This is a genomic window from Halorarius litoreus (genome assembly GCF_024362405.1).
Classification (GTDB): Archaea; Halobacteriota; Halobacteria; order Halobacteriales; family Haloarculaceae; genus Halorarius; species Halorarius litoreus.
Genome location: NZ_CP101454.1, coordinates 3,814,585 through 3,840,369 on the forward strand (window position 1 = coordinate 3,814,585; position 25,785 = coordinate 3,840,369).

34 protein-coding genes and 1 tRNA gene are annotated in these 25,785 nt (G+C 67.6%); 17 read left to right on the forward strand and 18 right to left on the reverse strand.

Features of this window, described 5'->3' with window-relative positions:
• Positions 1 to 53: 53 nt before the first annotated feature.
• Together NL126_RS19955 and NL126_RS19960 are read right to left on the reverse strand one after the other, a co-directional pair.
• Positions 54 to 278: a DUF7123 family protein gene (locus tag NL126_RS19955; protein WP_255196640.1), complete on the reverse strand. Its 225-nt coding sequence runs from the start codon at positions 276 to 278 to the stop codon at positions 54 to 56.
• Positions 279 to 326: 48 nt separating this feature from the next.
• Complete coding sequence (locus NL126_RS19960) at positions 327 to 515, reverse strand: DUF7525 family protein (RefSeq protein ID WP_255196641.1); 189 nt, start codon at positions 513 to 515, stop codon at positions 327 to 329.
• Positions 516 to 728: 213 nt separating this feature from the next.
• Here NL126_RS19960 and NL126_RS19965 point away from each other — a divergent pair, with 213 nt between their 5' ends.
• Together NL126_RS19965 and NL126_RS19970 are read left to right on the forward strand one after the other, a co-directional pair.
• A complete protein-coding gene (locus NL126_RS19965; protein WP_255196642.1) occupies positions 729 to 1,829 on the forward strand; it encodes an LEA/WHy family protein in 1,101 nt (366 codons plus the stop codon).
• Positions 1,830 to 2,000: 171 nt separating this feature from the next.
• On the forward strand, positions 2,001 to 2,381 hold the full coding sequence (locus NL126_RS19970; protein ID WP_350355512.1) for a DUF7528 family protein: 381 nt from the start codon (positions 2,001 to 2,003) through the stop codon (positions 2,379 to 2,381).
• A gap of 47 nt (positions 2,382 to 2,428) precedes the next feature.
• Here the strand turns inward: NL126_RS19970 and NL126_RS19975 are convergent, their stop codons facing one another.
• The 4 genes from NL126_RS19975 to NL126_RS19990 all read right to left on the reverse strand — a co-directional run bounded on the left by NL126_RS19975 (position 2,429) and on the right by NL126_RS19990 (position 6,412).
• Entirely contained in the window at positions 2,429 to 3,463 is a 1,035-nt protein-coding gene (locus tag NL126_RS19975; RefSeq protein WP_255196644.1) for a phosphate signaling complex PhoU family protein, read from the reverse strand.
• Between the two features lie 117 nt (positions 3,464 to 3,580).
• A complete protein-coding gene (locus NL126_RS19980) occupies positions 3,581 to 4,654 on the reverse strand; it encodes an ATP-NAD kinase family protein (protein ID WP_255196645.1) in 1,074 nt (357 codons plus the stop codon).
• Positions 4,655 to 4,790: 136 nt separating this feature from the next.
• Entirely contained in the window at positions 4,791 to 5,039 is a 249-nt protein-coding gene (locus tag NL126_RS19985; RefSeq protein WP_255196646.1) for a DUF7410 domain-containing protein, read from the reverse strand.
• 2 nt (positions 5,040 to 5,041) lie between these two features.
• Entirely contained in the window at positions 5,042 to 6,412 is a 1,371-nt protein-coding gene (locus NL126_RS19990) for a hypothetical protein (RefSeq protein ID WP_255196647.1), read from the reverse strand.
• 119 nt (positions 6,413 to 6,531) lie between these two features.
• On the opposite strand from NL126_RS19990, the gene NL126_RS19995 reads away from it, so the two are divergent.
• Together NL126_RS19995 and NL126_RS20000 are read left to right on the forward strand one after the other, a co-directional pair.
• Complete coding sequence (locus NL126_RS19995; RefSeq protein WP_255196648.1) at positions 6,532 to 7,392, forward strand: cytochrome c oxidase subunit 3; 861 nt, start codon at positions 6,532 to 6,534, stop codon at positions 7,390 to 7,392.
• Between the two features lie 65 nt (positions 7,393 to 7,457).
• Positions 7,458 to 7,820: a hypothetical protein gene (locus tag NL126_RS20000; RefSeq protein ID WP_255196649.1), complete on the forward strand. Its 363-nt coding sequence runs from the start codon at positions 7,458 to 7,460 to the stop codon at positions 7,818 to 7,820.
• A 1-nt stretch (position 7,821) separates the two neighbouring features.
• Here NL126_RS20000 and NL126_RS20005 read toward each other — a convergent pair whose 3' ends face one another.
• Positions 7,822 to 8,265 carry an SRPBCC domain-containing protein gene (locus NL126_RS20005; protein WP_255196650.1) on the reverse strand — a complete coding sequence of 148 codons (444 nt, stop codon included), beginning with the start codon at positions 8,263 to 8,265 and terminating at the stop codon, positions 7,822 to 7,824.
• A 195-nt stretch (positions 8,266 to 8,460) separates the two neighbouring features.
• Positions 8,461 to 9,360, reverse strand: a complete 900-nt coding sequence (gene coxB / locus NL126_RS20010) for a cytochrome c oxidase subunit II (protein ID WP_255196651.1) — start codon at positions 9,358 to 9,360, stop codon at positions 8,461 to 8,463.
• 223 nt (positions 9,361 to 9,583) lie between these two features.
• On the opposite strand from coxB, the gene NL126_RS20015 reads away from it, so the two are divergent.
• The 5 genes from NL126_RS20015 to NL126_RS20035 are packed head-to-tail and all read left to right on the forward strand — an operon-like array spanning position 9,584 to position 13,598.
• Positions 9,584 to 10,948 (forward strand): heme o synthase, encoded by a 1,365-nt coding sequence (locus NL126_RS20015; RefSeq protein WP_255196652.1) that lies wholly within the window; start codon positions 9,584 to 9,586, stop codon positions 10,946 to 10,948.
• On the forward strand, positions 10,945 to 11,643 hold the full coding sequence (locus NL126_RS20020; RefSeq protein ID WP_255196653.1) for a DUF7546 family protein: 699 nt from the start codon (positions 10,945 to 10,947) through the stop codon (positions 11,641 to 11,643). The genes NL126_RS20015 and NL126_RS20020 overlap by 4 nt, the downstream gene beginning before the upstream one ends.
• A gap of 40 nt (positions 11,644 to 11,683) precedes the next feature.
• Entirely contained in the window at positions 11,684 to 11,914 is a 231-nt protein-coding gene (locus NL126_RS20025) for a SelT/SelW/SelH family protein (RefSeq protein WP_255196654.1), read from the forward strand.
• Positions 11,911 to 12,834, forward strand: a complete 924-nt coding sequence (locus NL126_RS20030; protein WP_255196655.1) for an ABC transporter ATP-binding protein — start codon at positions 11,911 to 11,913, stop codon at positions 12,832 to 12,834. Before NL126_RS20025 ends, NL126_RS20030 begins: the two co-directional genes overlap by 4 nt.
• Positions 12,831 to 13,598 carry an ABC transporter permease gene (locus NL126_RS20035; protein WP_255196656.1) on the forward strand — a complete coding sequence of 256 codons (768 nt, stop codon included), beginning with the start codon at positions 12,831 to 12,833 and terminating at the stop codon, positions 13,596 to 13,598. Before NL126_RS20030 ends, NL126_RS20035 begins: the two co-directional genes overlap by 4 nt.
• Here the strand turns inward: NL126_RS20035 and NL126_RS20040 are convergent.
• Positions 13,595 to 14,542, reverse strand: a complete 948-nt coding sequence (locus NL126_RS20040; RefSeq protein WP_255196657.1) for a hypothetical protein — start codon at positions 14,540 to 14,542, stop codon at positions 13,595 to 13,597. The two genes, NL126_RS20035 and NL126_RS20040, sit on opposite strands and share 4 nt — an antisense overlap.
• A gap of 80 nt (positions 14,543 to 14,622) precedes the next feature.
• On the opposite strand from NL126_RS20040, the gene NL126_RS20045 reads away from it, so the two are divergent.
• A complete protein-coding gene (locus tag NL126_RS20045) occupies positions 14,623 to 14,985 on the forward strand; it encodes a DUF7964 domain-containing protein (RefSeq protein WP_255196658.1) in 363 nt (120 codons plus the stop codon).
• On the opposite strand, the gene NL126_RS20050 is transcribed toward NL126_RS20045, so the two are convergent.
• Complete coding sequence (locus NL126_RS20050; RefSeq protein ID WP_255196659.1) at positions 14,986 to 15,975, reverse strand: S1C family serine protease; 990 nt, start codon at positions 15,973 to 15,975, stop codon at positions 14,986 to 14,988.
• A 71-nt stretch (positions 15,976 to 16,046) separates the two neighbouring features.
• On the reverse strand, positions 16,047 to 16,652 hold the full coding sequence (locus NL126_RS20055) for a DUF420 domain-containing protein (protein WP_255196660.1): 606 nt from the start codon (positions 16,650 to 16,652) through the stop codon (positions 16,047 to 16,049).
• 124 nt (positions 16,653 to 16,776) lie between these two features.
• On the opposite strand from NL126_RS20055, the gene NL126_RS20060 reads away from it, so the two are divergent.
• The 3 genes from NL126_RS20060 to meaB all read left to right on the forward strand — a co-directional run bounded on the left by NL126_RS20060 (position 16,777) and on the right by meaB (position 18,808).
• Positions 16,777 to 17,217: an ester cyclase gene (locus NL126_RS20060; RefSeq protein WP_255196661.1), complete on the forward strand. Its 441-nt coding sequence runs from the start codon at positions 16,777 to 16,779 to the stop codon at positions 17,215 to 17,217.
• 110 nt (positions 17,218 to 17,327) lie between these two features.
• Positions 17,328 to 17,744: a cobalamin B12-binding domain-containing protein gene (locus NL126_RS20065; RefSeq protein ID WP_255196662.1), complete on the forward strand. Its 417-nt coding sequence runs from the start codon at positions 17,328 to 17,330 to the stop codon at positions 17,742 to 17,744.
• Complete coding sequence (gene meaB / locus NL126_RS20070; protein ID WP_255196663.1) at positions 17,741 to 18,808, forward strand: methylmalonyl Co-A mutase-associated GTPase MeaB; 1,068 nt, start codon at positions 17,741 to 17,743, stop codon at positions 18,806 to 18,808. Before NL126_RS20065 ends, meaB begins: the two co-directional genes overlap by 4 nt.
• On the opposite strand, the gene NL126_RS20075 is transcribed toward meaB, so the two are convergent.
• The 3 genes from NL126_RS20075 to NL126_RS20085 form a co-directional block, all read right to left on the reverse strand.
• The gene (locus NL126_RS20075) at positions 18,809 to 19,219 is read right to left on the reverse strand and encodes a CoA-binding protein (RefSeq protein ID WP_255196664.1); all 411 of its coding nucleotides are present in this window, start codon (positions 19,217 to 19,219) and stop codon (positions 18,809 to 18,811) included.
• Positions 19,220 to 19,291: 72 nt separating this feature from the next.
• A complete protein-coding gene (locus NL126_RS20080) occupies positions 19,292 to 19,897 on the reverse strand; it encodes an RAD55 family ATPase (RefSeq protein WP_255196665.1) in 606 nt (201 codons plus the stop codon).
• Between the two features lie 94 nt (positions 19,898 to 19,991).
• Positions 19,992 to 20,849 carry a geranylgeranylglycerol-phosphate geranylgeranyltransferase gene (locus NL126_RS20085; RefSeq protein WP_255196666.1) on the reverse strand — a complete coding sequence of 286 codons (858 nt, stop codon included), beginning with the start codon at positions 20,847 to 20,849 and terminating at the stop codon, positions 19,992 to 19,994.
• Positions 20,850 to 20,934: 85 nt separating this feature from the next.
• Between NL126_RS20085 and NL126_RS20090 the strand changes: the two genes are divergently transcribed.
• Together NL126_RS20090 and NL126_RS20095 are read left to right on the forward strand one after the other, a co-directional pair.
• Positions 20,935 to 21,009, forward strand: a tRNA-Arg gene (locus NL126_RS20090).
• A 193-nt stretch (positions 21,010 to 21,202) separates the two neighbouring features.
• Entirely contained in the window at positions 21,203 to 21,850 is a 648-nt protein-coding gene (locus tag NL126_RS20095) for a V-type ATP synthase subunit D (RefSeq protein ID WP_255196667.1), read from the forward strand.
• A gap of 40 nt (positions 21,851 to 21,890) precedes the next feature.
• On the opposite strand, the gene NL126_RS20100 is transcribed toward NL126_RS20095, so the two are convergent.
• The 3 genes from NL126_RS20100 to NL126_RS20110 form a co-directional block, all read right to left on the reverse strand.
• Positions 21,891 to 22,091, reverse strand: a complete 201-nt coding sequence (locus tag NL126_RS20100) for a hypothetical protein (protein WP_255196668.1) — start codon at positions 22,089 to 22,091, stop codon at positions 21,891 to 21,893.
• 70 nt (positions 22,092 to 22,161) lie between these two features.
• Positions 22,162 to 22,389, reverse strand: a complete 228-nt coding sequence (locus NL126_RS20105; protein ID WP_255196669.1) for a DUF7860 family protein — start codon at positions 22,387 to 22,389, stop codon at positions 22,162 to 22,164.
• A 101-nt stretch (positions 22,390 to 22,490) separates the two neighbouring features.
• On the reverse strand, positions 22,491 to 22,925 hold the full coding sequence (locus NL126_RS20110) for a TrkA C-terminal domain-containing protein (RefSeq protein ID WP_255196670.1): 435 nt from the start codon (positions 22,923 to 22,925) through the stop codon (positions 22,491 to 22,493).
• A gap of 409 nt (positions 22,926 to 23,334) precedes the next feature.
• Between NL126_RS20110 and NL126_RS20115 the strand changes: the two genes are divergently transcribed.
• Positions 23,335 to 24,465 (forward strand): VIT1/CCC1 transporter family protein, encoded by a 1,131-nt coding sequence (locus NL126_RS20115; RefSeq protein WP_255196671.1) that lies wholly within the window; start codon positions 23,335 to 23,337, stop codon positions 24,463 to 24,465.
• A 132-nt stretch (positions 24,466 to 24,597) separates the two neighbouring features.
• Here the strand turns inward: NL126_RS20115 and NL126_RS20120 are convergent, their stop codons facing one another.
• Positions 24,598 to 24,864 (reverse strand): hypothetical protein, encoded by a 267-nt coding sequence (locus NL126_RS20120; protein ID WP_255196672.1) that lies wholly within the window; start codon positions 24,862 to 24,864, stop codon positions 24,598 to 24,600.
• 219 nt (positions 24,865 to 25,083) lie between these two features.
• Here NL126_RS20120 and fer point away from each other — a divergent pair, with 219 nt between their 5' ends.
• Entirely contained in the window at positions 25,084 to 25,734 is a 651-nt protein-coding gene (gene fer / locus NL126_RS20125; RefSeq protein ID WP_255196673.1) for a ferredoxin Fer, read from the forward strand.
• The last annotated feature ends 51 nt before the right edge of the window (positions 25,735 to 25,785 follow it).

Here is a 25,785-nt window from a genome sequence, read left to right on the forward strand (position 1 = left end):
CCCGATGCTCGGGCGGCCGTGAGTTAAACCCCTGTCCCCGTCCCCGCGTCACCTTACTGTGGCGTGACACGCCACGTCGTCGAGCGCGCGCGCCCCCACTTCTCGATCTCGACGTCCTCGGACTCCTCAGCCAGTCGCGGCAGTCGCGCGCCGACCTGTTTTGCGGTCAGACCGATGGCATCGGCGATGTGTTTCGCGCGGAAGTAGCGGTCTCCCCCTGCTGCTCTGTCACGAAGATACGCGAGGATTCGCTCGTCCGGGCTGTCCGTCTCGTCCATGGGTTCTTGTAGTCGAGTATCGAACTTAAACCTGCGCCGTCTTGGCAGTCAGTCGTACAGGTGGAGCGCGGCGACGAGCAGCGTCGCGAACAGCATGGCGCCGGCGAACCCCCAACCGGAGAGGAGCTGTTGGTCGCCGAGCGCAGCCACGAACATCACGAACGCACCGGCCAGCCCGAGCACGCCGAACAGCGCAGCGAGGCCGACCCGACGGTCGGTTGCGGATGCAGTTTCCATACTCCTCCGTTCCGACGACGCCTACTTAATCCCCGCGTTACCGGTCGACGCGGTAGACTGGACCTGCCCCGTCCTCACTGACCGTCGGTCGCGGATTGTTCGATGATTCAGTCAGAAAGCATATAGACGGCCGTTCCATCGCCTCTGGCAATGGCAGCACGGTCGTTACTACTCGGCAGCAAACTGAAAATTGTGGTAACGGCGCTCGGCGTCATGGTAGCCAGCGTCGGTGGCGCGTTCGCGCTCGGCGTCGTCGGCGCCCCAGCCGTCGTCGACGTCGAGAACCGCTTCGGCCCGGTCTCACAGGAGACGACCGTCATCGAGACCGACCTCGTCGTGAACAACCCGAACCCCATCGGCGTCCAGCTCGGCGGGACGACGGTGAACTACACCGTCAACATGAACGACGTCGGCATCGCCGCCGGCCAGAAGGAGGGGCTCGACGTCGAGACGGGCAACTCGACGCTGAACTTCTCCACCGAGATGGAGAACTCGAAGATCCCCGAGTGGTGGGTCACCCACGTCAGGAACGGCGAGGTGACGAACGTCACCATCGACGCACAGGTCCAGACCTCGCTGCTCGGTGGCCAGGAGTTCAACCTCGAACAGAACAAACAGGTCGAGACGGACATCATCGGCCAGTTCAACTCCGACGAGACGCGGCCCGTCAACGGCCCGGAGAGTCCGCTCTACTCGAACCCGGTGCTCTACATCAACGAGACATCCGGCGAGTGGGGGTCGGTCACCGACGCGGAGACGCCCATCGACATGGGGTTCACCGTCTACAACCCGCAGGCGAAGCCCTACACCATCACCGAAGTCGGCTACGAGATCACGATGAACGGCATCAAGGTCGGTGAGGGCGCGACCGACCGGACGTACATCATCCCCGGCGGGGCGACCGAGACCATCGAGACCCAGCCGGCCATCCAGAACCAGCGACTCGACGACTGGTGGGTGAGTCACCTGGAGAACGATCAGGTGACGCAGCTGAAGATCGACTTCTACGCGAAGATCGAGCTGCCAACCGGCAACCAGATTCGCGTCCCGCTCGACAAGCTGACCTACGAGAAGACCATCGAGACGGACATCTTCGGGACGAAGGAGTCGAGCGACGGCGCGTCGAACGGCGAGGCGACCCCAACGCAGACCGACTCTGGCGACGAACCCACGGATTCGCCGGTAGATTCACCCGTCGACTCGCCCGTCGAGTCCCCGGCTGACTCCCCGACCGGGTCGCCGCTCCCGACGGACAGCCCGAGCGACGACGGGACAGCGACGGACGATGGCATCCTCGAACTGCCGGCCGTGTAGCCCACGGACCGAGTCCCCGAGCGCGCCGATAGGGTTTTGATGGTGCCGGCACAACGACCGACTGTATGAACCGGAGTGCCACCGCTCCTGGTCGAGTTCTCCCGTGAGGAGCCAGTAGCGACGACGGACGACGGATCGATTCTGATTACGATAGACGGCCACGAGCATCGGCTGTCGCGTGCGGCGGCCCGTGACCTACAGGCGGCCATCGGCGACGTGATGGTTGACCGCCGCGAGTTCCTGCACACGAGCGGCGAACACCGCGAGGACGGCAGCTACGTCGTCGCGCGCCGTGGGGCCGACAGCGCGGGCAACGCGAAGGTGTTCGACTCGTTCGCTCGGGTCGAACGGCTGTACGAGCGCCTGCCCGACGAGTTCACCGCCGACGCGGTGAGTCGCACCGGCATCACCGGCTCGCGCCGGCACATGCTGGTGCGCCACTTCGCGGAACACCCAGCGTTCGACTGCTCGATAACGAGACGGAATCCACTGACCGTCGAGAAGGCCGAAAGGACGACGGAGACGGAGGTGCCCGCAGCGACGGCCGACTGACGCCGCGGTCAGATCTCTGTACTTCGAAGAAACACGCGTCCCCGAGGCTACGAGATGGTGACGTACTCGCTGTCCTCGTTGAGTGCGAGGTTCGTCGCGATCTCGGCGTTTCGGACCGCGTACTGTGCGGTCTGCTGGAGTGAGACCAGCACCTCACGGACGCGCAGGAGGTCCTCGTTCGACATCTCGGGGAGGTCCATCAGGATGTCGCGCTGTCGGTCCTCGATCTCACGGAACAGCCGCCGCGTCTCGATGGCGGTGTCGTAGTCGCGGTCGACGGCCGAGCGGACGCCCTTCTCGGTGACTTCGTTGACGGAGTCGGTGAACTCGCGGATGCGCCGCATCGTCGCGTCGTCGACGTTGAGGGTGTGGCCCTCGGTCTCGAGAACAATCTCCGCGATGTCCTCGGCGTTATCGGCCGTCAGTTCGAGGTTCTTCGCGATGGAGCGGTAGCCGATGAGCGGGAAGCCCGAGTCGAGCCCCACGGCGCGGGCGAGGTTCGGGTTCTGGTACGCCGTGAAGATGAGGCGAAGCAGGAGGACGAAGATCTTGTTCGCCTGTCGCTCGCGGTTCAGGGCACGCTGCGCGAGGTCCGGGTTGCCGTGCGCGAGCGCCTTGACCGCCTCGTTGCGCATCGTCGACCCGGTCGACTCCAAGCGTTCGAGCAGGTTGTCGAGCGTGAAGTCCTCGGGGTCAACACTGCAGCGGATGGCGATGCGCTCGGGCGTCTCCTCGATGACACCAAGGCCCATCAGCTGGGTCTCCGCGTTGTAGACGGCGTTGATGGTCTGGGAGTCGAGGGTACCGCCCTCCTCAACCTCGACCTGGATGACGCGCCGGCCGAGCACGTACTGTGCGAGGATGGCACGCTCGACGGCGTCCGCCTCCAGTTCGTCGGCGTGGATGATGGCCTCCGACTCCTCCTGCTGGACCGATTCGGGCATGACGGTGAGCGTCCCCTTCCCACCGATGCGCAGCGAGACCTCGTCGCCCTTCTCGACGTTCTGTGCCTTCGCCCATTCAGCCGGAAGGGTCATGGCGAGCGTCGAGGGGCCGAGTCGCTGGACTTTGCGTGTCTCCATATAGCCTCCCCTCTGCTTTGCATGACCTTAATCTTCACTAATGAGGGCATACATCTCCGCTCGTGACTAACCACGACAGTAGATGATGAAGGACCGGGCGACCCCGGCTCCGCGAGCTCAGACGACTTTCAGCAGTCGGCGCTCGAACTTGCCGACGCGGACCCGTTGCCACCCTCTGAGGTCCTCGTCGAGTTCCGGGTCGCCCGTGTCGACGCGCAGGACGCCGATGTCGTCGATTTTCTTGCGGGAGGCGACGACTTCCACGTCGGACTGCCGGATGACCGCCGGCGAGATCTGGGGGTTGCCACGCCCGAAGATGAACCCCTGGCCCCCGATGGGCGAGACGATGATGGTGTTCTGCTCGCCGAGGTTCGCGAGGATGTCGGACTCGGTGGCGTCGTGGGCAAGTAGCTCACCGTCGCGCCAGACGTCGACGCCGAGCGGCGCGCCGTCGAAGCCCAGTTCGGTCTTGACCGCGTCGAGCGTCGACCCCGGCCCGAGCACGAACGTCGTCTCGTGCTCGTCGGTGCAGTCGTACGCGACGGCCTCGGCGAGCTGTTCGACCGTGCCGCCCCCGATTTGCTTGGAGGACTGGAGGTCCTCGCCGACGGGCACCGGCCGAATGGCCTTCAGCTCGGTGTTGACGTCTCCCCCCCGAAAGGCGTCCTCGTCGATGTCGTTGACCTCTCTGGTGGCGGTCCGGTCGAAGGAGACGGCGAGCCGGCCCGCTGCACGCGGCGTGACTGCGAACACCGAGGAGTACACCTTGACGCCCGCGGGTACACCGAGCATCGGTGTGTCGGTCTCGAGTTCGTCGAGCGTCTCGGCCACGTCGACGGCGGTGCCGTCACCGCCGACGAACAGCACGAGGTCCACGTCGTTCAAAACGAACTGCCGGACGGCCTCCCTCGTGTCCTCGCGGGAGGTGTCCTCGTCGCCGGGATGGCCGACGACCTCGGGCTCGTAGCCCGCCTCGCGGCACTCGTCGGCGCCCATCACACCGCCGTACGCGAGCAGTTCGACCTCGACCCCCTGCTGGCGCATGTGTTCGAGCGCCTGCACCGCGCGGTCGGGGGCCCGGGGCTCGGCCCCGCGGCGGCGCGCCTCCTCGACCTTGTTGTCGGTTCCCTTGAGCCCGACGCGGCCGCCCATACCGGCGATGGGGTTGACGACCACCCCGATTCGTCGCATGGGTTCGCGTAGCGGGGGGCGGGACTAAAGCGACCCGGTCACGAGTTTGCACGCACCGAGCCGTGCGCTGAGAGACCGTGTCGGGACCACCGCTGTCGTGTCCGTTCGTCCCGCAGATAGCAATCGCCGTTCGGACTCACGCGAGCGAGAACGCGAACAGGATGAGGAAGCCGAAGTAGACGAGCACGAGCAGGCCGAGCGCCTTGTAGCGGAACAGCCGGAGCTGTTCCTCCTCCGCCGCGAGCGCCGCCTCGTATCGCTCGCGCTCCGCGTCGGTCAGGTCGCCCGCGTGGTCGACCCCGAGGTGCAGGTCGCGATAGTCGTCACGGGCGAACCGTCGGTCGCAGTGCGGGCAGGTCGCGTCGTCGGGGGTGGCATCGGGCATGGTCAGACGAAGGGGGGAGCCGCGTACGGTCGGGAGACGATCCACAGCGACGTCATCGTGTAGAACACCATCACGAGCGTGAGCGCGTACTGGGAGCGAATCGCCTGCATTCGGGAGGGGAACAGTTCGTAGGCGACGGCGTGGGCGACCCACACTGCGAGAACGTGCCCGAGCAGGACGAACGCGAGCGAGAGGCCGCCGAACCACCCCGGGAGGACGAGCGTGTAGGCCTGCCCCGGCGAGAGCGGGTCGACGAGTGCACCCACGAGTGCCGGGGAGAGCGAGAGGAAGTAGCCGAGGTAGTGGGCGAGGTGATAGCCCGCAGCGATGGCGAGCAGCGAGGGGGCGAACCGCCGGGCGAGCGTGGCCTCGTCGAGGCGCGTCTCCGCGTACCGGGCCCCGTATCTGACCGCGACGACGTACGCGGCGAAGAACACCCCGAACCCGACGAGCAGGGCGGCCGGATAGAGCAGGGCGGCGGGTACGCCGGCCCCGACCACGGCCCGGGCGACGTTGGCCCACGGTGGCGTCGCGACGAGCCCGTCGAACGTCGTCCCCCACAGCAGCGCAATCACGAACGCCACGTCCCCGGACCCGTCGAGGATGTCGTCGTCGAGGCCCGTTCCGGGCAGGCGGAGCCGGACACCGTCGGGGCCGCGCTCGACCGGGGCGACGGCCCCGTAATAGCGGAACACCCGCGAGACGGGGTCGACCGTCTCGAAGTAGGCGTCACCGAGGAGGCCGTACCCCGCGAGGGCCACGGCTGAGTAGCCGACCACAACGACGGCGAGCAGTCGAGGGGCGTCTGCGAGCGGACTCACCACTTCGAGCCAGACGAGCGCCAGCAGCCCGACCGTCGAGAGCCACGCGCCGTCGACCCGGAGCGGCCGGTTGCGAGTGGGGAGGAAGCGGGCGAGTGTGCGCCACGGGTTCAAGACCGGCCACGCGTTTCCGACGAGGTACGCCGTCATGGCCAGCCCGGCCCACCAGCCAGCCCACACCACGAGCACGGCGGCGTTGCGAAGGGGGTCGGTGGGGCCGAGAAAGCCGACCGCGACCACGCCGACGAGTCCGAGCACGCCGAGGACGCGACCGGCGGACACCACGAGCGTGCGGACCGGGACGGTGAGCGCGCGTTGGCGCGCGTGGACCTGCTGGATGAACGCGCGGTCGGTGGCGAACGAGGAGAGCAGGAAGGAGGCGCCGACGACACCGCCCCCCGTAGCGAGGAACAACCACGTCGGGATGTCGAGCGAGCGACCCGCGCTCCCACCGAGGCTCCCACCGTGGGCGAGCGCCCGGCCCACGACCGGGAGCGCGAGGAGCGCCGGCACGAGGACGAGCGCGCGAACGAGGCGGCGGCGGGCCGTCATCGTCGGCGCTAGGGACCGGACGAAAGTATAGCCGTCGAAGCCGTCACCGGCAAGAATCGCAGGGCGACGGGCGAGCGAGAGTAGGAGGGTTTTTGCCGATCGACTCGCTAGCGGCGCGTATGAGTCACGCGGACGAATCCGACGACCACAGCCACCACCTCCCCGCGGTCGACGACTGGCCGAAGGGGTTCGGTGAGGCCTCGTGGTGGCCGTTCATCACCGCCTTCGGTGCGGCGGGGTTCTACATCGGTGCGAGCCTGTACGTGCTGTCCACGGGCGACAGTCCGATCGTTCCCTCGCTGTACGGCCCCGCGGTGTTCATCGCCAGCACGTTCGTCTTCCTCACCGGCCTGTACGGCTGGGTGTACCACGCGTTCGTCAAGTCCTACTGGAGCGGCGAGGGCCACAGCGTCGGCCTGAAGCTCGGAATGTTAGCGTTCCTCGGTAGCGAAGTCGCCACGTTCGGCGCCGGCTTCGTCTACTACTTCTTCGTCCGGTCCGACGTCTGGGGCGAGAACCTCCCGCACCTCGTCGAGAGCGGTTCCATCTTCTCGAGCCTCGTCATCATCAACACGGTCATCCTCATCATCTCCTCGGTCACGCTCCACTACGCGCACGTCGCGCTCCGAAAGGGCGACCACAGCCGCTTCAAGAACCTGCTCGGCGTCACGCTGCTGCTCGGGATCATCTTCCTCGGTGGGCAGGTGTACGAGTACTACGAGTTCATCGTCCACGAGAACTTCACCATCCTTGACGGCGCGTACGCCTCGGCGTTCTACGGCCTGACGGGCCTCCACGGCCTCCACGTCAGTCTCGGGGCGGTGCTGCTCGGCATCGTGTTCGTCCGGGCGCTCTACGGCCAGTACTCCGCGGAGAAACACACGTCCGTCTCGACGGTCTCGATGTACTGGCACTTCGTCGACGTCGTCTGGGTCTTCCTCGTCGTCGTGCTGTACGTCGGCGCCATCGTCGAGCTGTAGCCCGTCACTCAAACGCCTGTTTTCGTCTCCCGAATCGTTTTCCGTTCGGCCCCGGTCGCGACCGTATGGACACCAGCGTCGCCGAACCGGCATTCGGCATCGTGCTCGCGGTCGCAATCGGCGTCCCCGTCGTTGCCGCCGTCTTGGGGCTGTTCCTCCAGCCGCTCCAGTCGCTGCTCCTCGGCGGGGCGCTGGTCGTCACCGCGGCCGCGGCGCTCCGAGATGGCGTCGACCGCCTGCTCGCGGCGGTGCTGGGGGTCGTCGCCGTCCTCTTGGGCGGTGGCGGCGTCCCCATCGTCGTGATACGGATGTTCCGTCCGGGGGCGGTGCCCGAAGTCGTGGCCCTGCTCACCACCGTCGTCTTCCTCGTGACGATGCTCGCGCTCCACGTCACCGCGTTCGCCGCCCGACCCACCACGGAACTGTGACCTACGTCGTCGCGTCGGGCGCCACGCGCTCTACCCGCTCCGCGAGCGCCCGGTTCATCTTCTCGTAGTCGACCTCGGGCTCGTCGGTGACGACCATCCCGCCGAGGACGCCACGCACCTCCTCGCGGTTGACCAGTCGCGTTCGGCCGTCGTCGAGCGGTTCGAGCTCGTAGACGTGCCGGCCCTCGAACAGGAGCGGCGAGAGGACGCGCCCGACCCACGCCAGCTTCCGCTCCGGGTCCAGGTCCGTGACGGTGACGCGCATCGACCGGTCGCGGACCCCCTCCCGGCGGACCGTGATGTCGAGCCTCGAGCCGACGGCGAGGTCGCCGTGTGCCTCGACGACGTGCGGGTTCCACGCGGGGTACGCGTCCGTCTCGGTGAGGGCCTGCCACACGTCCGCGGGCGGGGCGTCGACGACGATCTCGGTTCGAATGGCTCGCATGGCCGCAGGTACGCTGGCGAAGGAGATGAACACGCACTGTCGTGTGCGAGCACCCCGGAAAACGGCAGTTTGACGCCGGGCGGACACACCCGACCGTATGGACGCCGCCACGCTCGAAGCCCGACGGGCGCACTGCTGGTGGAGACAGAGGACGGAACGGGTGACGGAAGACGACTGCGAGAAGCTACGCCGCGATTAGGCCGCGAGGGCCGCCGGCGGGGCGACCGCGCTCTGGTTGCCGGAGCTCTCGTTGCCCGAACTCTCGTTGCCCGAACTCTCGTTGCCAGAGGACTCGGACTCGGTCATGCCGGCCTTCTGCTCGTCGAGCCAGTTCTGGTACTCCTCCTGCGAGACGACCTGCACCTTCCCGAGCATCGCGGAGTGGCCGACGCCACAGTACTCCGCACAGTAGAGCTGGTAGGTGCCCGTCTTGTACGCCTCCGTCGAGATGGTGTTGTACTTATCGGGGAACGCGTCCTGCTTCAGCGCGAGTTTCGGGACGTGGAACGCGTGGAGCCAGTCGATGGAGGTGACGTGGAGATAGACGGTCGTGTTCGCGGGCATCACCATCGTCCCAGTGTTGGAGACGTACCGTGACTCGTTGCCGTTGACCGTCTCCTCGGGGTAGTTGAACACCCAGAAGTACTTCTGGGCGACGACCTCGATCTCGACGACGTTGTCGGCCTCACCCTGCGGCGGCCCGACGGCTCCGGGGAAGTCGTGGGTCGTCGCTGGTTCGACGGCGTTCGGATTCGAGGCGGCGGTGACGCCCCCGATGGCCGTCACGCCGAGCAGCTGGTAGGCGGCGAAGCCGACGAACAGGAGGATGATGGCCGTCGCGACCGTCCAGGTGATCTCGAGTCGGCGGTTCTCCTTGGTGGGCTTGGCCTCGTCGCTGTCCTTGAACTTGATGACCGTGTAGATGAGGATGACCTCGACGAGGACGGCGATGGGGATGGCGACGTACAGGAGTTTCAGGTTCAGCCCCGTGATGAGGTCTTCGTTCAGCGAGGTCTGAGCCGCGGCCGGGTCGACTGCCAGTGCGAGCAGTGCGAACAGCCCGGCGACCAGCCCAGCGGTACGCTTCCGTATCATTACTCGCGGCTTAGGATTGCCCCCTCATTAACCCCGCGATGCACGTGCGTGGTGGCGGTATTACGTGCCGCAATCGGTAGGCGCTACCGGAGCGTGAGTCGAGGCGGGTGACTGGAGACGAACGCCGGTCGCATGGACGATGGGCCAAGCAGGGGCGGACACATGAATACCCCTAAAGCGGGGGGCCTAAGTACGGGCACGCCTACGTCCAACTATACCCGAAATGTCCCGCCCGAAGGTCACGACGCTACTCGCCGGTGCGGTCGTCGGCGTCTACCTGCTGGTCGTCGCCGGGGCGACCGCGACCGTCGCGGACGCTGCGGCCGCCTGCGGGACGTGGCCGCTGTGTGCGCCCACCTCGACGGCCGCACTCGTTGGCCTCACCCATCGCGCGATCGCCGCGCTCGTCGGCCTACTCGTCGTCGCGACGGCCGTCGTCGGCTGGCCCGAGTTCGAGCGCCGCGTGCGGGCCGCGCTCGCACTCGCCATCGTGCTCTACCCGGTGCAGGTCGTCGTCGGGGCGGCCGTCGCCACCTCCGCCGGGGAGACGGTTCCCGGCGTCCACCTCGGCGTCGGGATGGCCATCTTCGCCGCGCTCACGCTCGCGCTGGCGTGGCAACTCGAAGCCGAAACCGGCAGCGACGACATGCCCACCGAACGGCCCGAGCCGGACCTCCCGGACGAGCCTGCGGGCGACCTCCCGACGTTCGACTCCCCGCTCGCCCGCCTGCAGGCGACCGCGAGCGCCTACTTCCGACTGATGAAGCCCCGGCTGATGTGGCTGCTCGCGCTCGTCGCGGCGGCGGGGATGGCACTCGCCTCGGGCCCCGGGCTGGCCATCGACACGGTCGTCTACACGCTCGGCGGCGGCGTCCTCGCTATCGGTGCCTCGGGTACCTTCAACCACGTCCTCGAACGTGACATCGACCGGAAGATGAAGCGGACGAGCGACCGGCCGCTCGCGACCGAACTCGTCCCCGTCCGCAACGCCGTCGCGTTCGGGCTCGCGCTCGCGGCGCTCGCGCTCGTGGCGTTCCTGCAGGTGAACGTGCTGGCAGCCGCGCTCGGCCTCGGTGCCATCGTGTTCTACTCGGTCGTCTACACCCTCGTGCTCAAGCCGAACACCGTCCAGAACACCGTCATCGGCGGCGCGGCGGGCGCGCTCCCCGCACTCATCGGCTGGGCCGCGGTCACCGGCGACATCGGCCTGCCGGGCGTCGTGCTCGCTGGCGTGATCTTCCTGTGGACGCCGGCGCACTTCTACAACCTCGCGCTCGCGTACAAGGACGACTATGCCCGCGGCGGCTTCCCGATGATGCCGGTCGTCCGGGGGGAGACCGTCACCCGCAAGCACATCCTCTGGTACCTCGCGGCGACGCTCGCCGCGGCAGGTGCGCTGGTCGCGCTCACGAACCTCGGTGAGCTGTTCGCGGTCACGACCGTCCTGTTCGGCGCCGTGTTCCTGTGGGCAGTCGTCCGCCTCCACCACGAGCAGACCACCGACGCTGCCTTCAGAGCGTTCCACGCCTCGAACGCCTACCTCGGGATGCTCCTGCTCGCGGTCGTCGTCGACTCCCTCGCACTATGAGCACCGTCGACGTCACCCGCTACCGCCCGGACCGCGAGACCCTCGTCTACTGGTCCGCCATCGTCAACGCCGAACTGCTCGTCCTCCTGCTGTACTTCCTGTTCGTCACCGGGCCGCCGTCGTCGCTCGGGTTCGTCCTGCTCGTCAGCTACCCGTTCGTCTGGCTCAACGTCTCGTGGTGGGCCTATCGGAACACCGAGCCGGCGACGGCGTCCACGCGTCGGAAACTGCTCGCCGGTGGCGTCGCCGCGGGCTACTTCCTCCTGCTCGCGTACGTCGGTGGCCTCCTGCTCCCGGGCATCGGCGACCTCGCCACGGGCCTCCGCGTCGTGACGTTCCAGGTTCCGCCGGGCTTCGCTCCGGCCGTGCTCTACAGCGGGCAGTTAATAGTCGTGAACATCATCCCATACCAGCTGGTGGGTTACCTGACCCTCGCGTACCTCGTGTACGTGACCGCCATCGACGTGTCGGGCAACCTCGCGGCGGGCGTCGTCGGGCTGTTCTCCTGTGTCTCGTGCACGTTTCCGGTCATCGCCGCCGTCGTCTCCGGAATCACGGGCTCGGCGACGTTCGCCGCGACCATCACCCAGCAGTCCTACGGCCTCTCGACGGTCGTGTTCGTCGTGACGGTCCTCTTGCTCCGGTGGCGGCCGGATATGGGCGACCTCGCACAGCTCCGCACGCGCTGGGGCTGAAACCGCAGATAGCATACCGGACGGCTTCGAACCCCCACGTATGACCGAAGTCGAGATCGAGTACTGCGTGCCGTGTGGCTATCTTGACCGCGCTATCGACCTTCAGCGCGGTGTCTTGACGAACTTCGGCCAGTCAGTCGACCGTGTCGCGCTCGTGACAGGTGACCACGGCGTCCTTCAGGTGCGTGTCGACGACGACGTGGTGTGGGATACGGCCGACGACGCGTACGACGTCGACGAGGTCGTCCGCCGGGTGAAGGCCGCGCTATGAGCGTCATCACCGCGAGAGACGTCCGGCGAACGTACGGGGAGACGGTGGCGCTCGACGGCGTCTCGCTCGCCATCGACGCGGGCGAGGTGTACGGGCTCATCGGCCCGAACGGGGCGGGCAAGACGACGCTCGTCCGCGCGCTCACCGGGACGACCACGCCCGAGGGCGAGGTCGAGTTGCTCGGCGCTCGGCCGGAGGACGCCGACCCCGAGCGCGTGAGCCTCCTGCCACAGGAGTTCTCGCCGCCCGAACGCCTCACAGCTCGCGAACTCGTCGACTACTACGGCGGGCTGTACGACGACACACGCGAGACCGACGGTGTGCTCGACGACGTGGGGCTCGCCGACGACGCCGACACCTACTACGAGAACCTCTCGGGCGGGCAGAAGCGCCGCGCCTGCGTCGGTACCGCGCTCGTCAACGACCCGGACGTCCTCTTTCTGGACGAGCCGACGACGGGTATCGACCCCCAGGGTCGACGCGACGTGTGGGGACTGGTCGAGCGACTGGCCGAGGCGGGCACGACCGTCCTGCTGACCACCCACTACATGCAGGAGGCCGAACGGCTCTGTGACCGGGTGGGGCTGCTCGCGGACGGCACCCTCGTCGCCGAGGGCTCCCCGGAGGACCTCGTCTCTCGCTATGGGGGTGCGCCCCGCGTCGAGGTCCGGGTCGACGACGAGGAAGCGGCCGCCCGCGCGCTGGAGGCCGCGGGCTACCAGCTCGTTCCGGACGAACGCCGCCTGCTCGTCGACGACGTCTCGCCCGAGGACATCGGTGCCGTGGCCGACACGCTCGCCGACGCAGGTGTGAGCTACGACGGTCTGCTCTGGCGGCAGCCGGACCTCGAAGAGGTGTACCTCCAGTTGACCGGCCAGACCGTCGGCTCGGGTGGCGACCCGCGGGAGGTGGGAGAATGACCCGAACCCGCCGCATCCGGTCGGAGGTCGTCGCCGCGGGCAAGGCGTTCCTGCGCCGCCGCACCGCGGTGTTCTTCACGTTCTTCTTCCCCGCCATCATCATCCTCATCTTCGGGGCCCTGATTCAGACCGCGGGGGGGTCCGGCGGGCTGTTCACGGAGCCGGCGGGCTACTACGTCCCGGGCTACCTCGCCGTCGTCGTGCTGTTCACGCCCCTTTCACGGGTGGGGAGCGAGGTGGCACGCCACCGCGAGGGGAACCGGTTCGAGAAGCTGGCGACGACGCCGCTCCGCCGGTGGGAGTGGCTGCTCGGCCAGACGCTCGTCAACGTCGGCATCATCGGCGCGGCGGCGGTGGGCATCCTCGTGCTCGTCACGCTCGTCACCGACGCCGCCATCACGTTCGCGCCAGTGCTGGTCCCCTACATCGCGCTCGGGGTCGCGCTGTTCTGCGGGCTCGGAGCCATCCTCGGGCGGCTCTCGGACTCGCAGGACGGCGTCATCGCGGCGTCGAACGGTATCGCCCTGCCGCTCCTGTTCCTCTCGGAGACGTTCGTCCCGCCGTCGCTGCTGCCGGAGTGGCTCCCCCTCTGGGTGTCGCCGCTGACGTACTTCTCGCGAGGGGTACGCGCGGCGACGTTCGCGGGGAGCGAAGGCGCCGCCGTCGGCCCCCTCGGACCGGTGGCCGGGAACCTCGTCGTGCTCACCGTGCTGGCAGTCGCGTTCTTCGCCGTCGGCGCCGCCGCGCTCCCGCGGACCGACTAGCGAACTCGCCGGTAGAGCACCGCGAGCGCGAGCAGCGAGACGAGGACGACCGAGGCGAACCCGAGGTACCGCGGGGGGTCGAGATCGACGTCCAGCAGCGGGAACGCGTAGGCGGCGACCGCGCCCAGGAGGTAGAGGACGACCCCCACGCCGAACAGTCGCTCGACGACCGCCTCGGAGTCGACGATGCCGACGGCGAACACGCCGACGGTCGCCATCAGCCCGAGGAACGGAATCGCGAGGACGCTCTCGGGCGGGATGATACCCCAGGCGCGCTGGAACGCGGTGCCGGAGGCGACGCGGAACGGTCCCCAGCCGGAGACGACGAACAGCAGCCACGCCGTGACCGTGAGCGTCGCCCGCGACACCGGCAGGTCGTCGAGCCCCGGGTACTCGTCACGGAACCCCGGCTTTCGACGGCGCGCGGTGAGATACGGCGGCAGCGCCGCGACGACGCCGACTGCGGCGGCCGTGAGCGTCTCCAGTTCGGGCTCGGGAACGCCAGCGACCCACCGGAGGAGCGTGTTCGCGACCACCGGCCCCGCGACGGCCACCACCGCTGCGCCGAGCACGTACGGGCCGCGGTCGGCCGCTCGGCTCGACGCACCGAGCGAGAACGCCGCCGGGATGGGTGCGAGCACGAGCAACAGGGGAAGGCGCGCGAACGCCGCTTCGGGCAGCGGGAGCTGGGGGGACTGGAGCACCGTGACGGCGACGAACCCCGTGTAGACGACGAGGTGGCTGTTGAGTGCGGCGAGCGTCCCGCGGACGGGCCGTGCACCGTTGAGACCTGCGTACCCCGCGAGCAGGAGGAGCTCCGCGCCGACGAAGGTACCGAGCGCGCCCGGCGCGAGCCCCGGCGCGAGTGGGTCGGCGAGGAGCCAGGAACCGAGGAGACAGACCGCCCCGACGAACCCGAGGAGACGGTAGCGCGTCCAGAGCATGACGTGGCCGAACGCTCGGCGACCTGATTACTGTTGTGCCGGACCGTCAGGCGTTTCTCGGTGCAGCCGCCACAGCAGGTATGCAGCTCTCGTCGCTCCCGTCGCGCCCGCTCGAACTCGCGGAACTCCGCGAGTTGAACGACAGCGGCCGCTTCCGTGCGGTGTTTCCCGCAGCCGTGTTCGATATCGAGGACAGCGACTACAAGCTCGTCCCGGTGGCCGTTCTCGTGACCGACGGAACCGTCGTCGGCGTCGGCTACGATGCCGACGAGGGATGGACGCGCGTCTCGACCGAGACTGCGAGCGAAACCGACGACGAACTCAAAGAACAGGTCGAAGCCGCGAACCGCGAACTCCAGCAGTGGGCCAGGGAGACCGAGCAGCAGTGGGCGGAACCCGACGGGGCGAGCGCGTTGCTGGCGGCGTTCGAAGCCGGGGCGTGACTACCGGACGGGGATGTGGGTGCCGCCGCGCCCGCGGCGGTCGGGGTGCGGGCGCTCGGCGAGCGTGACCGTCTCGGTCACCTCGGCCCCCCGGCGGAGCAGGTCGAGTTCGACCGCGTGGCCCGGCTTCGTCTCCAGCAGCAGGTGCCGCATGAGCCCCTCGTGGGAGTTCACGGGCGTGCCGTCGACCGCGACGATGATGTCGCCGCCGACGGGCACGTCGATGCCGTTGATGCGTCGGGTGTCGGTCGACTCACGGAGGAGCCCCCTGGAGGGGCCGCGCGCGACGTCGACGACGAGCACGCCGCGGGTGTCGTCGAGGCCGTTCGCGCGCGCCACCGACGGCGAGACGTCGAGCGTGCGAATCTTGAGATACGGGTGTTCGTAGTGGCCCCGCTCGACGAGCGAGGGGACGACGCGGGCGACGACCGCCGCGGAGATGGCGAAACCGATGTTGTCACCACCGCGTGCCCGGTTGACGCCGACGACCTCGCCGTCCGCGGTGACGAGCGGCCCGCCGGAGTTCCCGGGGTTGATGGGCGCGTCCGTCTGGACCGTGTCGGGGATGGTGAACCCGTTGCCGGTCGGCATCGAGCGGTTCGAGCCGCTGACAACCCCCACGGAGATGCTCCCTTCCAGTCCCATCGGGTTGCCGAGCGCAGCCACCGGAACGCCCGGCGCGGGCGCTGCCTCGGCGAGTGACAGGGGGGTCGCGTACGCGGGGAGGTCCTCGACCTCGACGACGGCGAGGTCGGTGTACCGGTCGGAGCCGACGACGCGGCCGACGCGCCAGTCCTCCTCGCTGAACCGGAGTTCGACCTCGGCCGAGTCGCCGACGACGTGGTGGTTCGTCACGACGTGTGACTCGTCGTAGACGAACCCGGAGCCGGCGCCACGGCGGCGCCCGTGGTCGTCGGCCGTCACGTAGATGGAGACGACCGACGGGATGATCTCGCGGTACAGTGCCTCGTAGTCCGGTGTGTGCGTCATGATGGTGCGAGTGTGACAGGTCGCCACACACTAACCAGAGGTAAGCGTCGAGGAGTATTTGAACCGAGCGGCTACACGAGGGAGACGACCGCCGGGACGAACTCGTAGTCGTAGACGTGGTTCAACAGGACGTACGCGACCACGCCCAGCGAGAGCGAGAGGCTCCAGACCGCCACGGCGATGCGGCCGACGCGGGCGTGTGCCGTCTCACGAATCTTCTCCGTCGAGTGGGTGAGCCCGACGACGATGTTGTAGAGCACGAGCGGGACCGAAAGCGCAGACAGCACGATGTGGATGCCGAGCATCACGAGATAGGCGTAGTACGCCGTCTGCGGGCCGAGGAAGTCCTTGCGGCCGCCACCGCCCGTTTTCAGGAGATACAGGACGAGGAACACCACGATGAGGCCGAACGCCGCGACCATCGCCGTCCGATGGCGCTCGACGTCGCCGTCCTTGATGAGCTTATACCCCCACAGCAGGAGGGCGACGGTGACGGTGTTGATGACGGCGATTGCGTGCGACAGGAGGTTGACCGTCGCGAGTCCGATGTCCGGGTAGATGGGGAGGCCGACGTACAGCGTGCCGATGACGAGCGTGTAGCCGACGAGCGTGAGCGCGGCGACGACCGTCAGCGGATACTCCCTGACGAACTCTGGACCGGCGTCCGCGGTTGCCATACCCGCCCTTGTGACGCGACTCACGTAGCGGTTCCGCTTCCGGTCGGTCACAACAAAGACATGTGTCAACATACACCACATCAGTTAACCTGGTTCCGAACCATGTAGTCTGCGGTGAAATGAGATGGCTATCGCCTCCCCCACCGCCGAGAACATCGAGATGAGCGAGCGGTTCACCGCCGAGGTGTTCAACGAGCGCGACCTGGACGCCCTCGACGAGCTCTGTGCTGCTGACTGCGTCGTCCACGACGTACCTGGCGAGACAGAGATCAAGGGTATCGACGCGTACCGTGCCTACATGAAGTCGGTCCTCGACGGTTTCTCCGACCTGAAGGCCGAGACGGCGTTCTGTTTCGGACAGGACGACCTCGTCTGCACGCGGACGAACTTCAGCGGGACCCACGACGGCGAGTTCATGGGCATCCCCGCGACGGACAGGTCCGTCGAGATCTCCGGGACGACCATCGCCCGCTACGAGGACGGCAAGATGGTCGAGAGCTGGTCCAACCTCGACACCCTCGGCCTGCTCACGCAGGTCGGCGTCGTCGACATGCCGAGCACCTGACCACACCCGAGTCCCGGGGGTGAGTAAAGGCCACTTGTTTTTGGACAATCGTAGTGAAGGACGCCGAACACTCCGTTAGAGTGAAAGTCAGTGGCACGGAAGAGGTGTGTATGAGTACGGAACAGGAGGAACGGACCATCCGGTGTCTCGTCGCCAAGGTCGGGCTCGACGGCCACGACCGCGGCGCACACGTTATCGCCCGTGCCTTCCGGGACGCGGGGTTCGAGGTCATCTACTCCGGACTGCACAAGGCGCCCGACGAAATCGTACAGGCGGCAGTCCAGGAGGACGTCGACGTCATCGGCATCTCGATTCTCTCGGGTGCGCACAACACGCTCGTCCCGAAGGTCATCGAGGGCCTGAAGGAGTACGACGCGTTCGACGACACGCTGCTCATCCTCGGCGGCATCATCCCCGAGGAGGACCGCGCTGCCCTTCGCGAGCAGGGCGTCGCCGAAATCTTCGGGCCGGGCGCGACGATGGAGGAGACCATCTCGTTCGTCCGCGGGCACGCCCCCGAGCGATGACCGACGGCGGGGACGACCTGCTCGACGACCTGCTCGCTGGCAAACACCGGGCGCTCGCGCGGGTTATCACGAAGATCGAGAACCGGTCGCCGGGCTACCGCGAGCTCGTCAGCCGACTCCACGAACATACCGGCGACGCCGACGTCGTCGGTATCACGGGCTCGCCCGGCGCGGGCAAGTCGACGCTCGTCGACAAGATGGCCGCCATCTACCGCGAACGGGGCCACACCGTCGGCATCATCGCCATCGACCCCTCCTCGCCGTTCACCGGTGGGGCGGTGCTGGGTGACCGCATCCGGATGGCCTCGAACGTTGGCGACATGGACGTGTTCTTCCGCTCGATGTCCGCCCGTGGGACACTCGGCGGACTGTCGACCGCGACGACGGACGCCGTGAAGGCGCTCGACGCGTTCGGCAAGGACAAGATCATCATCGAGACGGTCGGGGCGGGACAGAACGAGGTGGACATCGTGAAGACCGCCGACACGGTCGCGGTGCTCGTCCCGCCGTCGTCGGGCGACGACGTGCAGATGCTGAAGGCGGGCATCCTCGAGATCGGCGACGTGTTCGTCGTCAACAAAGCCGACCTCGACGGCGCGGCGAGAACGGTCCAGGAGCTCCGCGAGATGATCCACATGCGCGACGCCTCCCCGCTCGCCGGTGGTGGGCACCACGGCGTCGCCGTAAGCAGTTTCGGGGGCGACGACGAGGACGAACCGGAGGCCGACGACGCGGACGACGAGTGGCAGCCACCCGTCGTCGAGACGGTGGCGAACACCGGCGAGGGCGTCGAGGACTTCCTGGAGACGCTGGCGGACCACCGGACGTGGCTGGAGACGACCGGCGAACTCGACGCGAAGCTCCGGAGTCGCTACGCCGAGGAGATCCGCGCGCTGTTGCGCGAGGACACCGCCGACCTCATCCAGCAGGAGCTCGACGCTCGCGGCGGCATCGAGTCGTTCGTCGACAGCGTCCTCGCGAAGGAGACGGACCCCTACCAGGTCGCCGACGAGGTCATCGAGCCGCTCGCCGACTGCGTCGCCGGGGATCGCGACGACTCGTAGCTACCCGCGGAGCCGCCGGTGTACGACTTTCAGGCACTTGTCCTGGACGAACGTCCGGCCCGACTCTCGGACGCGCTCGCCAGCCTCGTCGTGTCGAATGCCGAGCTGGAGCCACACCGTGTCCACGTCGTCGCGGCTGAGCACCTGGTCGACGATGCCCGGCGCCTCGTCGCTCGGTCGGAACACGTCCACGATGTCGATGTGCTCGTCGACCTCGTCGAGTGAGTCGTACGCTTCGATGCCGAACACCTCGTCGGCGTACGGGTTCACCGGGATGATGCGGTAGCCGTGGTCCTTCATGTACTTCGGGACACCGTGGGCCGCCTTGCCGGGCGTCGCCGAACAGCCCACGACGGCGATGGTCTCTGCGTCGAGTACCTCGTTCAGGTCGACGTCACTCGTGGATGCCATACCGAACCGACGCGCGTGGAAGGGGAAAAGCCTGTGTGGTCGTGCGCACCTCGCGTCACGTTCGCCACCCGCTCACCGGAACCGAGCGGTGACCGACCCGTCGGCGTCGACCTGCAGCATCCCGTCGAACAGGCGGGAGATGGTGGTCACCGTCTCGCTGTCGTGCACGCCCGCCTCGACGAGGAACAGCCCGATAGCATCGGTGTTCTCGATGCGGGCGGTGAGAACGTGGAGGAAGCGAAATACCGTCTGGAGCGTCGAGTAGTGGAGCAGCGTCGATACCGACGCGAACAGCACGCGGTTGTGCGTCAGCCCCCGGTCGACGGAGAACTGCTCGATGAGCTGTGAGGACTTGATACCGATGCCCGTCATGTCCTCGGGCGAGGAGGCGTACTGCACCAGTTCGGTGTCCGCGATGGTGCCGTAGCCCTGCAGTTTCGTGATACAGTCGACGACGCCGACCGGGGCATCGTGTTCGAACAGCGTGGGCGCGATCTGGCGAACCCGGTCGGCGCTGTTCGTGTTGGTGACGACGATGCTCCCCTCGCCAGCCATCGCACCGTGTTCGAGTGTCTCGTAACCTAACGCCTCCTTGCCGGAGAGCGGCGGCCCCGAGAGCAACAGGTTCGTCCCTGCCTCGACTGTCCGGCCGCCGAACGACCCGCCGAGGTCATACATCTGGGACCCTCGTGGGCGGCGCGAACGCTCGGAGCCACGGGCCAGGCATCGTCTCTAATGGACCGGGACGCGCATTTAGCGTTTGTGCTTGGCTCTACACCGTGAGCCGGCCGACGACGAACGCGACGGCCGCGAGCAGCTGGCCGTACTTGAGCCACGTCTGGCCCCGCGTCGGGTCGTCGAAGCTCCAGTAGGCGGCCGCGAGCATCACGGCGTCCGCCGGGAGGACGGCCGCGAGATACGCGAGCGGGAACGTTCCGAGGAGGTACGGCGCGGGACTGGCGAGCAGGGCGAGCCCGAGGGCGACCACGGCCACGACCAACGCCGTCCGCTCACCGTAGGCGATGGGGAGCGTGTTGAGCCCCTCCTCGCGGTCGCCGGCCACGTCCTCGACGTCCTTCACGACCTCGCGAGCGAACGTCGCGAGCGCGGCGAGCAGGAACAGCACGACGACCGGTTCGAGCCGGCCTCCCACCGCGGCCCCACCGAACAGGAACGTCGAGCCGCCGAGGTAGCCAACGAGCGCGTTGCCGACGCCCGGCAGCCCCTTGAACAGCTCCGTGTACGCGACGAGCGCGAGGAGGTTCACGACCGCGATACCGATGGCCAGCGGCGTCAGCAGCAGGGCGAGCACGACCGCGAGCCCGAACAGCACGACGGCGAACGCGAGCGCCCCGCGAGGAGAGACTGCGCCCCGAGGGATGGGCCGGTCGGGCGCGTTGATGCGGTCGATCTCCCGGTCGAAGTAGTCGTTGATGGCGTTGCCCGCGCCGACGGCGAGCATCGTCGCGACGACGGCTGCGGCGGCCCGAATCTCGGGGGCGGTGTCGACGAGCAGCCCTCCGGCACCGGCGTCGAGCCCGGCGACGAACGCGCCGATGAACGTGAGCAGCCCCGAGAGGACGGCGTTGCCCGGGCGCGTGAGTTCGAGGAGTCCGCCGAGCCGTTGCATGCCCCGGCGTGGTAGCGGGCGTGGCTTCAACGCGTCGGAATGGGGATGGAAGGGCTTTTGTCAGGGACCGCACTACCCGACGATAGGGCCCTTAGCTCAGCCTGGACAGAGTGCGTGGCTTCGGACCACGTTGCCGGGGGTTCAAATCCCTCAGGGCTCGCTTCTTGCGAACGCACGTGAGCAAGAGCGACGTCCACGGGATTTGAAGCAGGGAGGTCGCGCGCAGCGAAGCGAGCACGTCCGACCGTGGTTCAAATCCCGCATGGCTCGCGCCCCCTCCAGAGAAACCCCACACGACGTGCGCCCCCTCCAGAATGCACCTTTACACGCCCGCACATCCATTGAGTGGCGTCATGGGACACCGGCGGCAGAGTCGCGTGGCACCGACCCACCACGAGCTCGTCTTACTCAAGAGAGAGCTCGAGATTGCACGGAAGGGCGAGCACATTCTCGAGCGGCGCCGTGACGGGCTCGTCTTCATCCTCCTCGACCTGCTCGACCGGTTACAGACACTACAAGCACAACTCGAGACGGAGTTCGCGGCCGTCGTCTATCTCCACCGGTTGGGAGCAGAGCGGGAGGGAGAGATCGTCCTCAGAGAGCTCGCGAAGGCGAGAGCGACACGACCCGAGCTCATCGTCACCGAGACGGAACTGCTCGGGCTCGAGATTCCGTTCATTCTGAGCCACCACATCAGCACCCGCGTGGATGAGCGGGGGTATGGTCTCCTCGGGACGTCTTCGTTGGATGACGAAATCGCCCGCGCGTACGAACAGGTAGTTGAAGAGGTCGTCAGGCTCGCCGAGATGCGAGCCGTCATCGCACACCTACTCAGAGAGATTCGCCGTCTGCGTATCCGGGTCAACTACCTCAACCACCGGCTGCTTCCGGAGCTCGAAGCCGAGAAACGGTACATCGAGGGGTACCTCGCAGAGCGTGAACGCGAGGAGCGCTACCGGCAACTCTGGATGAAGCGCCGCACAGAGGAAGACAACGAGTGAACACCGCGGCTCACAGCTCCGAATCCCGAGCCGTGGGACCTCAGTGTCGCGGTGGCGGGTGGAGGTTCGCCTCCCGGATGGCGAACGCGACGACACCCAACACCAGCAACAGGCCGACGAAGAACTCGACGGCCGGGAGCGTCCCCGAGTTTATCCAGACGAGGACGTCTTCGAACGCCAGGATGGCGAACAGGAGGACCAGCAGGATCACACCGTGTCTGCCGATGTTGACCTCGACCATAGCAGTCGGTACAGCCACCGCATATAAGAACCCGGGGGAACGACCGGCAGTCGCGAGCACGACAGGCCCGCTATTCGGTGAGCGGCAGGACGATGCCGAATACGATCGGCGAGAGGAGGAACAGGAACAGCCCGAGGATGCCAACGTCGAACAGGAGGGTCTCCTCCCACGCCGGCAGCGTGTAGTGCAGCCCGTGTGCCAGAAGCTCGGTACCCATGGAGAGCACGAGTAGCGCGAGGCCGAGCAGGAAGCCGTTTCGAGTCAGTTTCGGATAGTTGAGGTTACCGTACCGTCCCATACTCACTGAACGACCAGTATCAGGCTAAAAGATTGCGAGAGAGTGTGTGACTTGCTGCCACAGGGTCGTACGTTCGCCCGACTGAGATACACTCGACATCGTCACTCGGACTGCTGGAACGTGTCGAGGGCACCCGGTGGGATTCGAGCGGGCGAGAATATTTTCACGCGGTCGCCAGCTTTGAGGACCGTATTGCCCCGCGGAGTGAGGATGCGGTCACCGCGTTGGATAGCGATGACCAGCAGGTCCTCGTGGATGAGCCCCGCGCGGTTCGCCTCCTGGAGCGTCTGGTCGGCGACGGGGGCGTCCTCGGCGATGACCACGATCTCGTCGTTCGGCGTCGCCTCCATCTCCGTCCGGAGCGTCTCGTGGTCGTCGTCGGGACCGAAATCGTGGAACGGGTGGTGGTACTCCGCCTGGATGAACTCCTCGTCTTCGACGGCGAGCCCCAGATTCGTGAGTTTCCGGGCGATGTGGCTCAGTCCGCCAGTGTCGCTCGCGACGACCTTCACCTGCAGGTTCCCCTGCCCGCTCATGAGTTTCACCACCTCGATGACCCCGGGGATTCGGAGCGCCTGCTGGGCGAGGCGAACATCGTGGCGACCCCGACGACACCCACAGTCCAGAGAAACCGCCGTCAAGCGGTGGACGAACGTGAAACGGGCATGAGCGGCGGACGATGCACACCGAGGTTGCTATACACTCCGTTCGTGCAGTACGATGACCTACTGGGAGCGAGCTGGCCCGTTTCAGGCGACCATCTATCGATTAGCCGTCAGTATCGCGGCGGTGGGGGGAAGGTCCCGTCCCAGCTGACGGACAGGAGGACCAGCAGCAAACGGCTACGAGCTGCCCCCACCGCCACCGGTGGTAGTAGCCGCCGATAGAGGCCAGAGCGGCGTTCTATGGCCCATTACTAACATCCAGACAGTGGAATCGTCCACCATGTCGAGCACCGAAGACCTCGCGCGGTTCCGTCGCAACCGGCAGGACGAGGTCGACAGCGCCACGGTCTACGAGGCAATGGCCACCGCCGAGTCCCAGCCACAACTCGCCAGCGTCTATCGCCGGCTCGCCGAGACCGAGCGATACCACGCGACGTTCTGGGCGGCGAAACTGCGCGAGGCGGGGGCCGACGTTCCCGCAGCACGCCCGTCGTGGCGCGCACGTGTTCTCGCGTGGACGGCGCGCCGCTTCGGCCCGGAGGTCGTCGTCTCGACGATGCGTGCCGGCGAAGCGACCGGCGGGTCGGACTACGCGACGCAACCCGAGGTCGAGGGAACCGGGATGGCCGCCGACGAACGGTCGCACGACCGGTTGCTCGCGGCCATCGAGCAGACGCCCGGGCGTGGCGTCGAGGGGAGCGTCCTCGCCCGTCTCGAGGGCCGCCACCGAGCGACGAGCGGGAACGCGCTCCGGGCTGCCGTCCTCGGGGCGAACGACGGGCTCGTCTCGAACCTCAGCCTCGTGATGGGCGTGGCCGGCGCCGCCCTCGACACGACGGCCATCCTGATTACGGGGCTCGCCGGCCTACTCGCCGGTGCCGGGTCGATGGCGATGGGTGAGTGGCTCTCCGTGCAGAGCTCCCGGGAGCTGTATCAGCGACAGATCGCCATCGAAGCGAGCGAACTCGCGGCCGCGCCCGACGAGGAGCGGGACGAACTGGCGCTCATCTACGAGGCGAAGGGACTGTCGCGGGCGCAGGCCGAACAGCTCGCAGACCAGTTGAGTGCCGACGAGACGACGGCGCTCGACACGCTCGCTCGCGAAGAGCTCGGCATCGACCCCGAGGAGCTGGGCGGGTCCGCGTGGGAGGCAGCCGGCGCGTCGTTCGTCCTGTTCGCGCTCGGGGCCATCGTCCCCGTGGTGCCGTTCTTCGCGCTGAGCGGCCTCCTCGCCGTGGTGGTGAGCCTCGTGTTGAGCGCGGTAGCCCTGTTCGTCGTCGGTGCCGGGATCACCCTCCTGACGGGTCGAAGCCTGCTGTTCTCGGGTGGTCGGCAGGTCGCCATCGGGCTCGCCGCCGCCGCGCTCACGTACGGCGTGGGCTCGCTCATCGGGGTGTCGATCGTCGGCTGAGACCAGTCCCGGTGGCTAGTCGGCTGAGACGGGCCTGGGGGACTAACGGACGTGATCGCTACACGTCTCACCCCGTAGTATCGTCGTGACTCGGTTCCAACAGCGTCACACGGCGAGCGGTCCGGGGCCGGCTCAGTACCGCCTGAGCTGCTCGCGCATCTGTCGAACGCCGAAGCCGAGCGCCGCGAGCGTCAGGAGCCCGAACGTCGCCTCACCGTACCAGCCCTCGTGGTGGAGGAAGCCGAACGCGGCGAGACCGAACGTGACGAGGGCGAAGCCCCACACCTGCCACTGGTCGAGTGCGGCCTGCAGGACGCTCTCCCAGTCGGTGGCCAGCGTCTCGATACGCGAGTGGTCGGCGGCGGCGTCGTGGAGGTCGGAGATCTGCGCTTCGCTCATCGGAACCACCTGTCCGGGTGCTGTGCCGGGAGTCGGGTAAAGGCGGCGTGGCACTGAGTGTGGTGAAGCCGCTCGGAGGAAACGGCCGGGTGTCCCCGTGCCGTCGCCCACTTCTCGGGACTTCGTGGCCCGAAGTCGTGGGAGGGGACCGACGACGGAGCCGTGCGCGCCGATGCCGCTATGAGAGAGCATTTAACCCGGAGATACCAATCCGAGAGCGTGGCGTCCCCGTTCGACGTTCTCGGACTCGATCCCGATGCCGACGACCGGGCGGTAATCGAGGCGTACCGGGACCGGGTGAAGGAGGCGCACCCGGACCACGGCGGCTCGGCCGCCGAGTTCCAGCGCGTCAAAGCCGCCTACGAGGCCGTCCGCAACGGCGAGGTGGACGACGACGCGGGCACGGCACCCGAGACCGACCCCCAGCCGGAACCCAGAGAGCCGGAGGGCACGCGCGTCGAGTACGTGAACTACGACGCGCTCGACGACCACGGCTGGTCGCTCGACGACCCGGAGCTGTTCGAGACGGCCGCCGAAGCCGAGCTCGACCCGGTCGACTACGGCCGACTCCTCGTCGAACCACGCGAGAGCCTGCTCGAAGGGGCGGAGAACCGCGGGTTCACGTGGCCGTACGCCTGTCGCGGCGGGGCGTGTGCGAACTGCGCCGTCGCGGTCGTCGAGGGCGAACTCGACCAGCCGCCGAACCACGTGCTCTCCCAGGAGATGCTCGACCGCGGCATCCGGCTGTCGTGTGTCGGGATGCCGATGACGGACGAACTCAAGGTCGTCTACAACGTCAAGCACCTCCCTGACCTCGACGAACTCCTCCTCCCCGCCAAGCGGTTCGGGCAGGTGAGCCCGAGCGAGTGAACGGCCGAAAATCAGCGCGTTCCAGCCGAATCGTCGCCGATTCTCACGGCG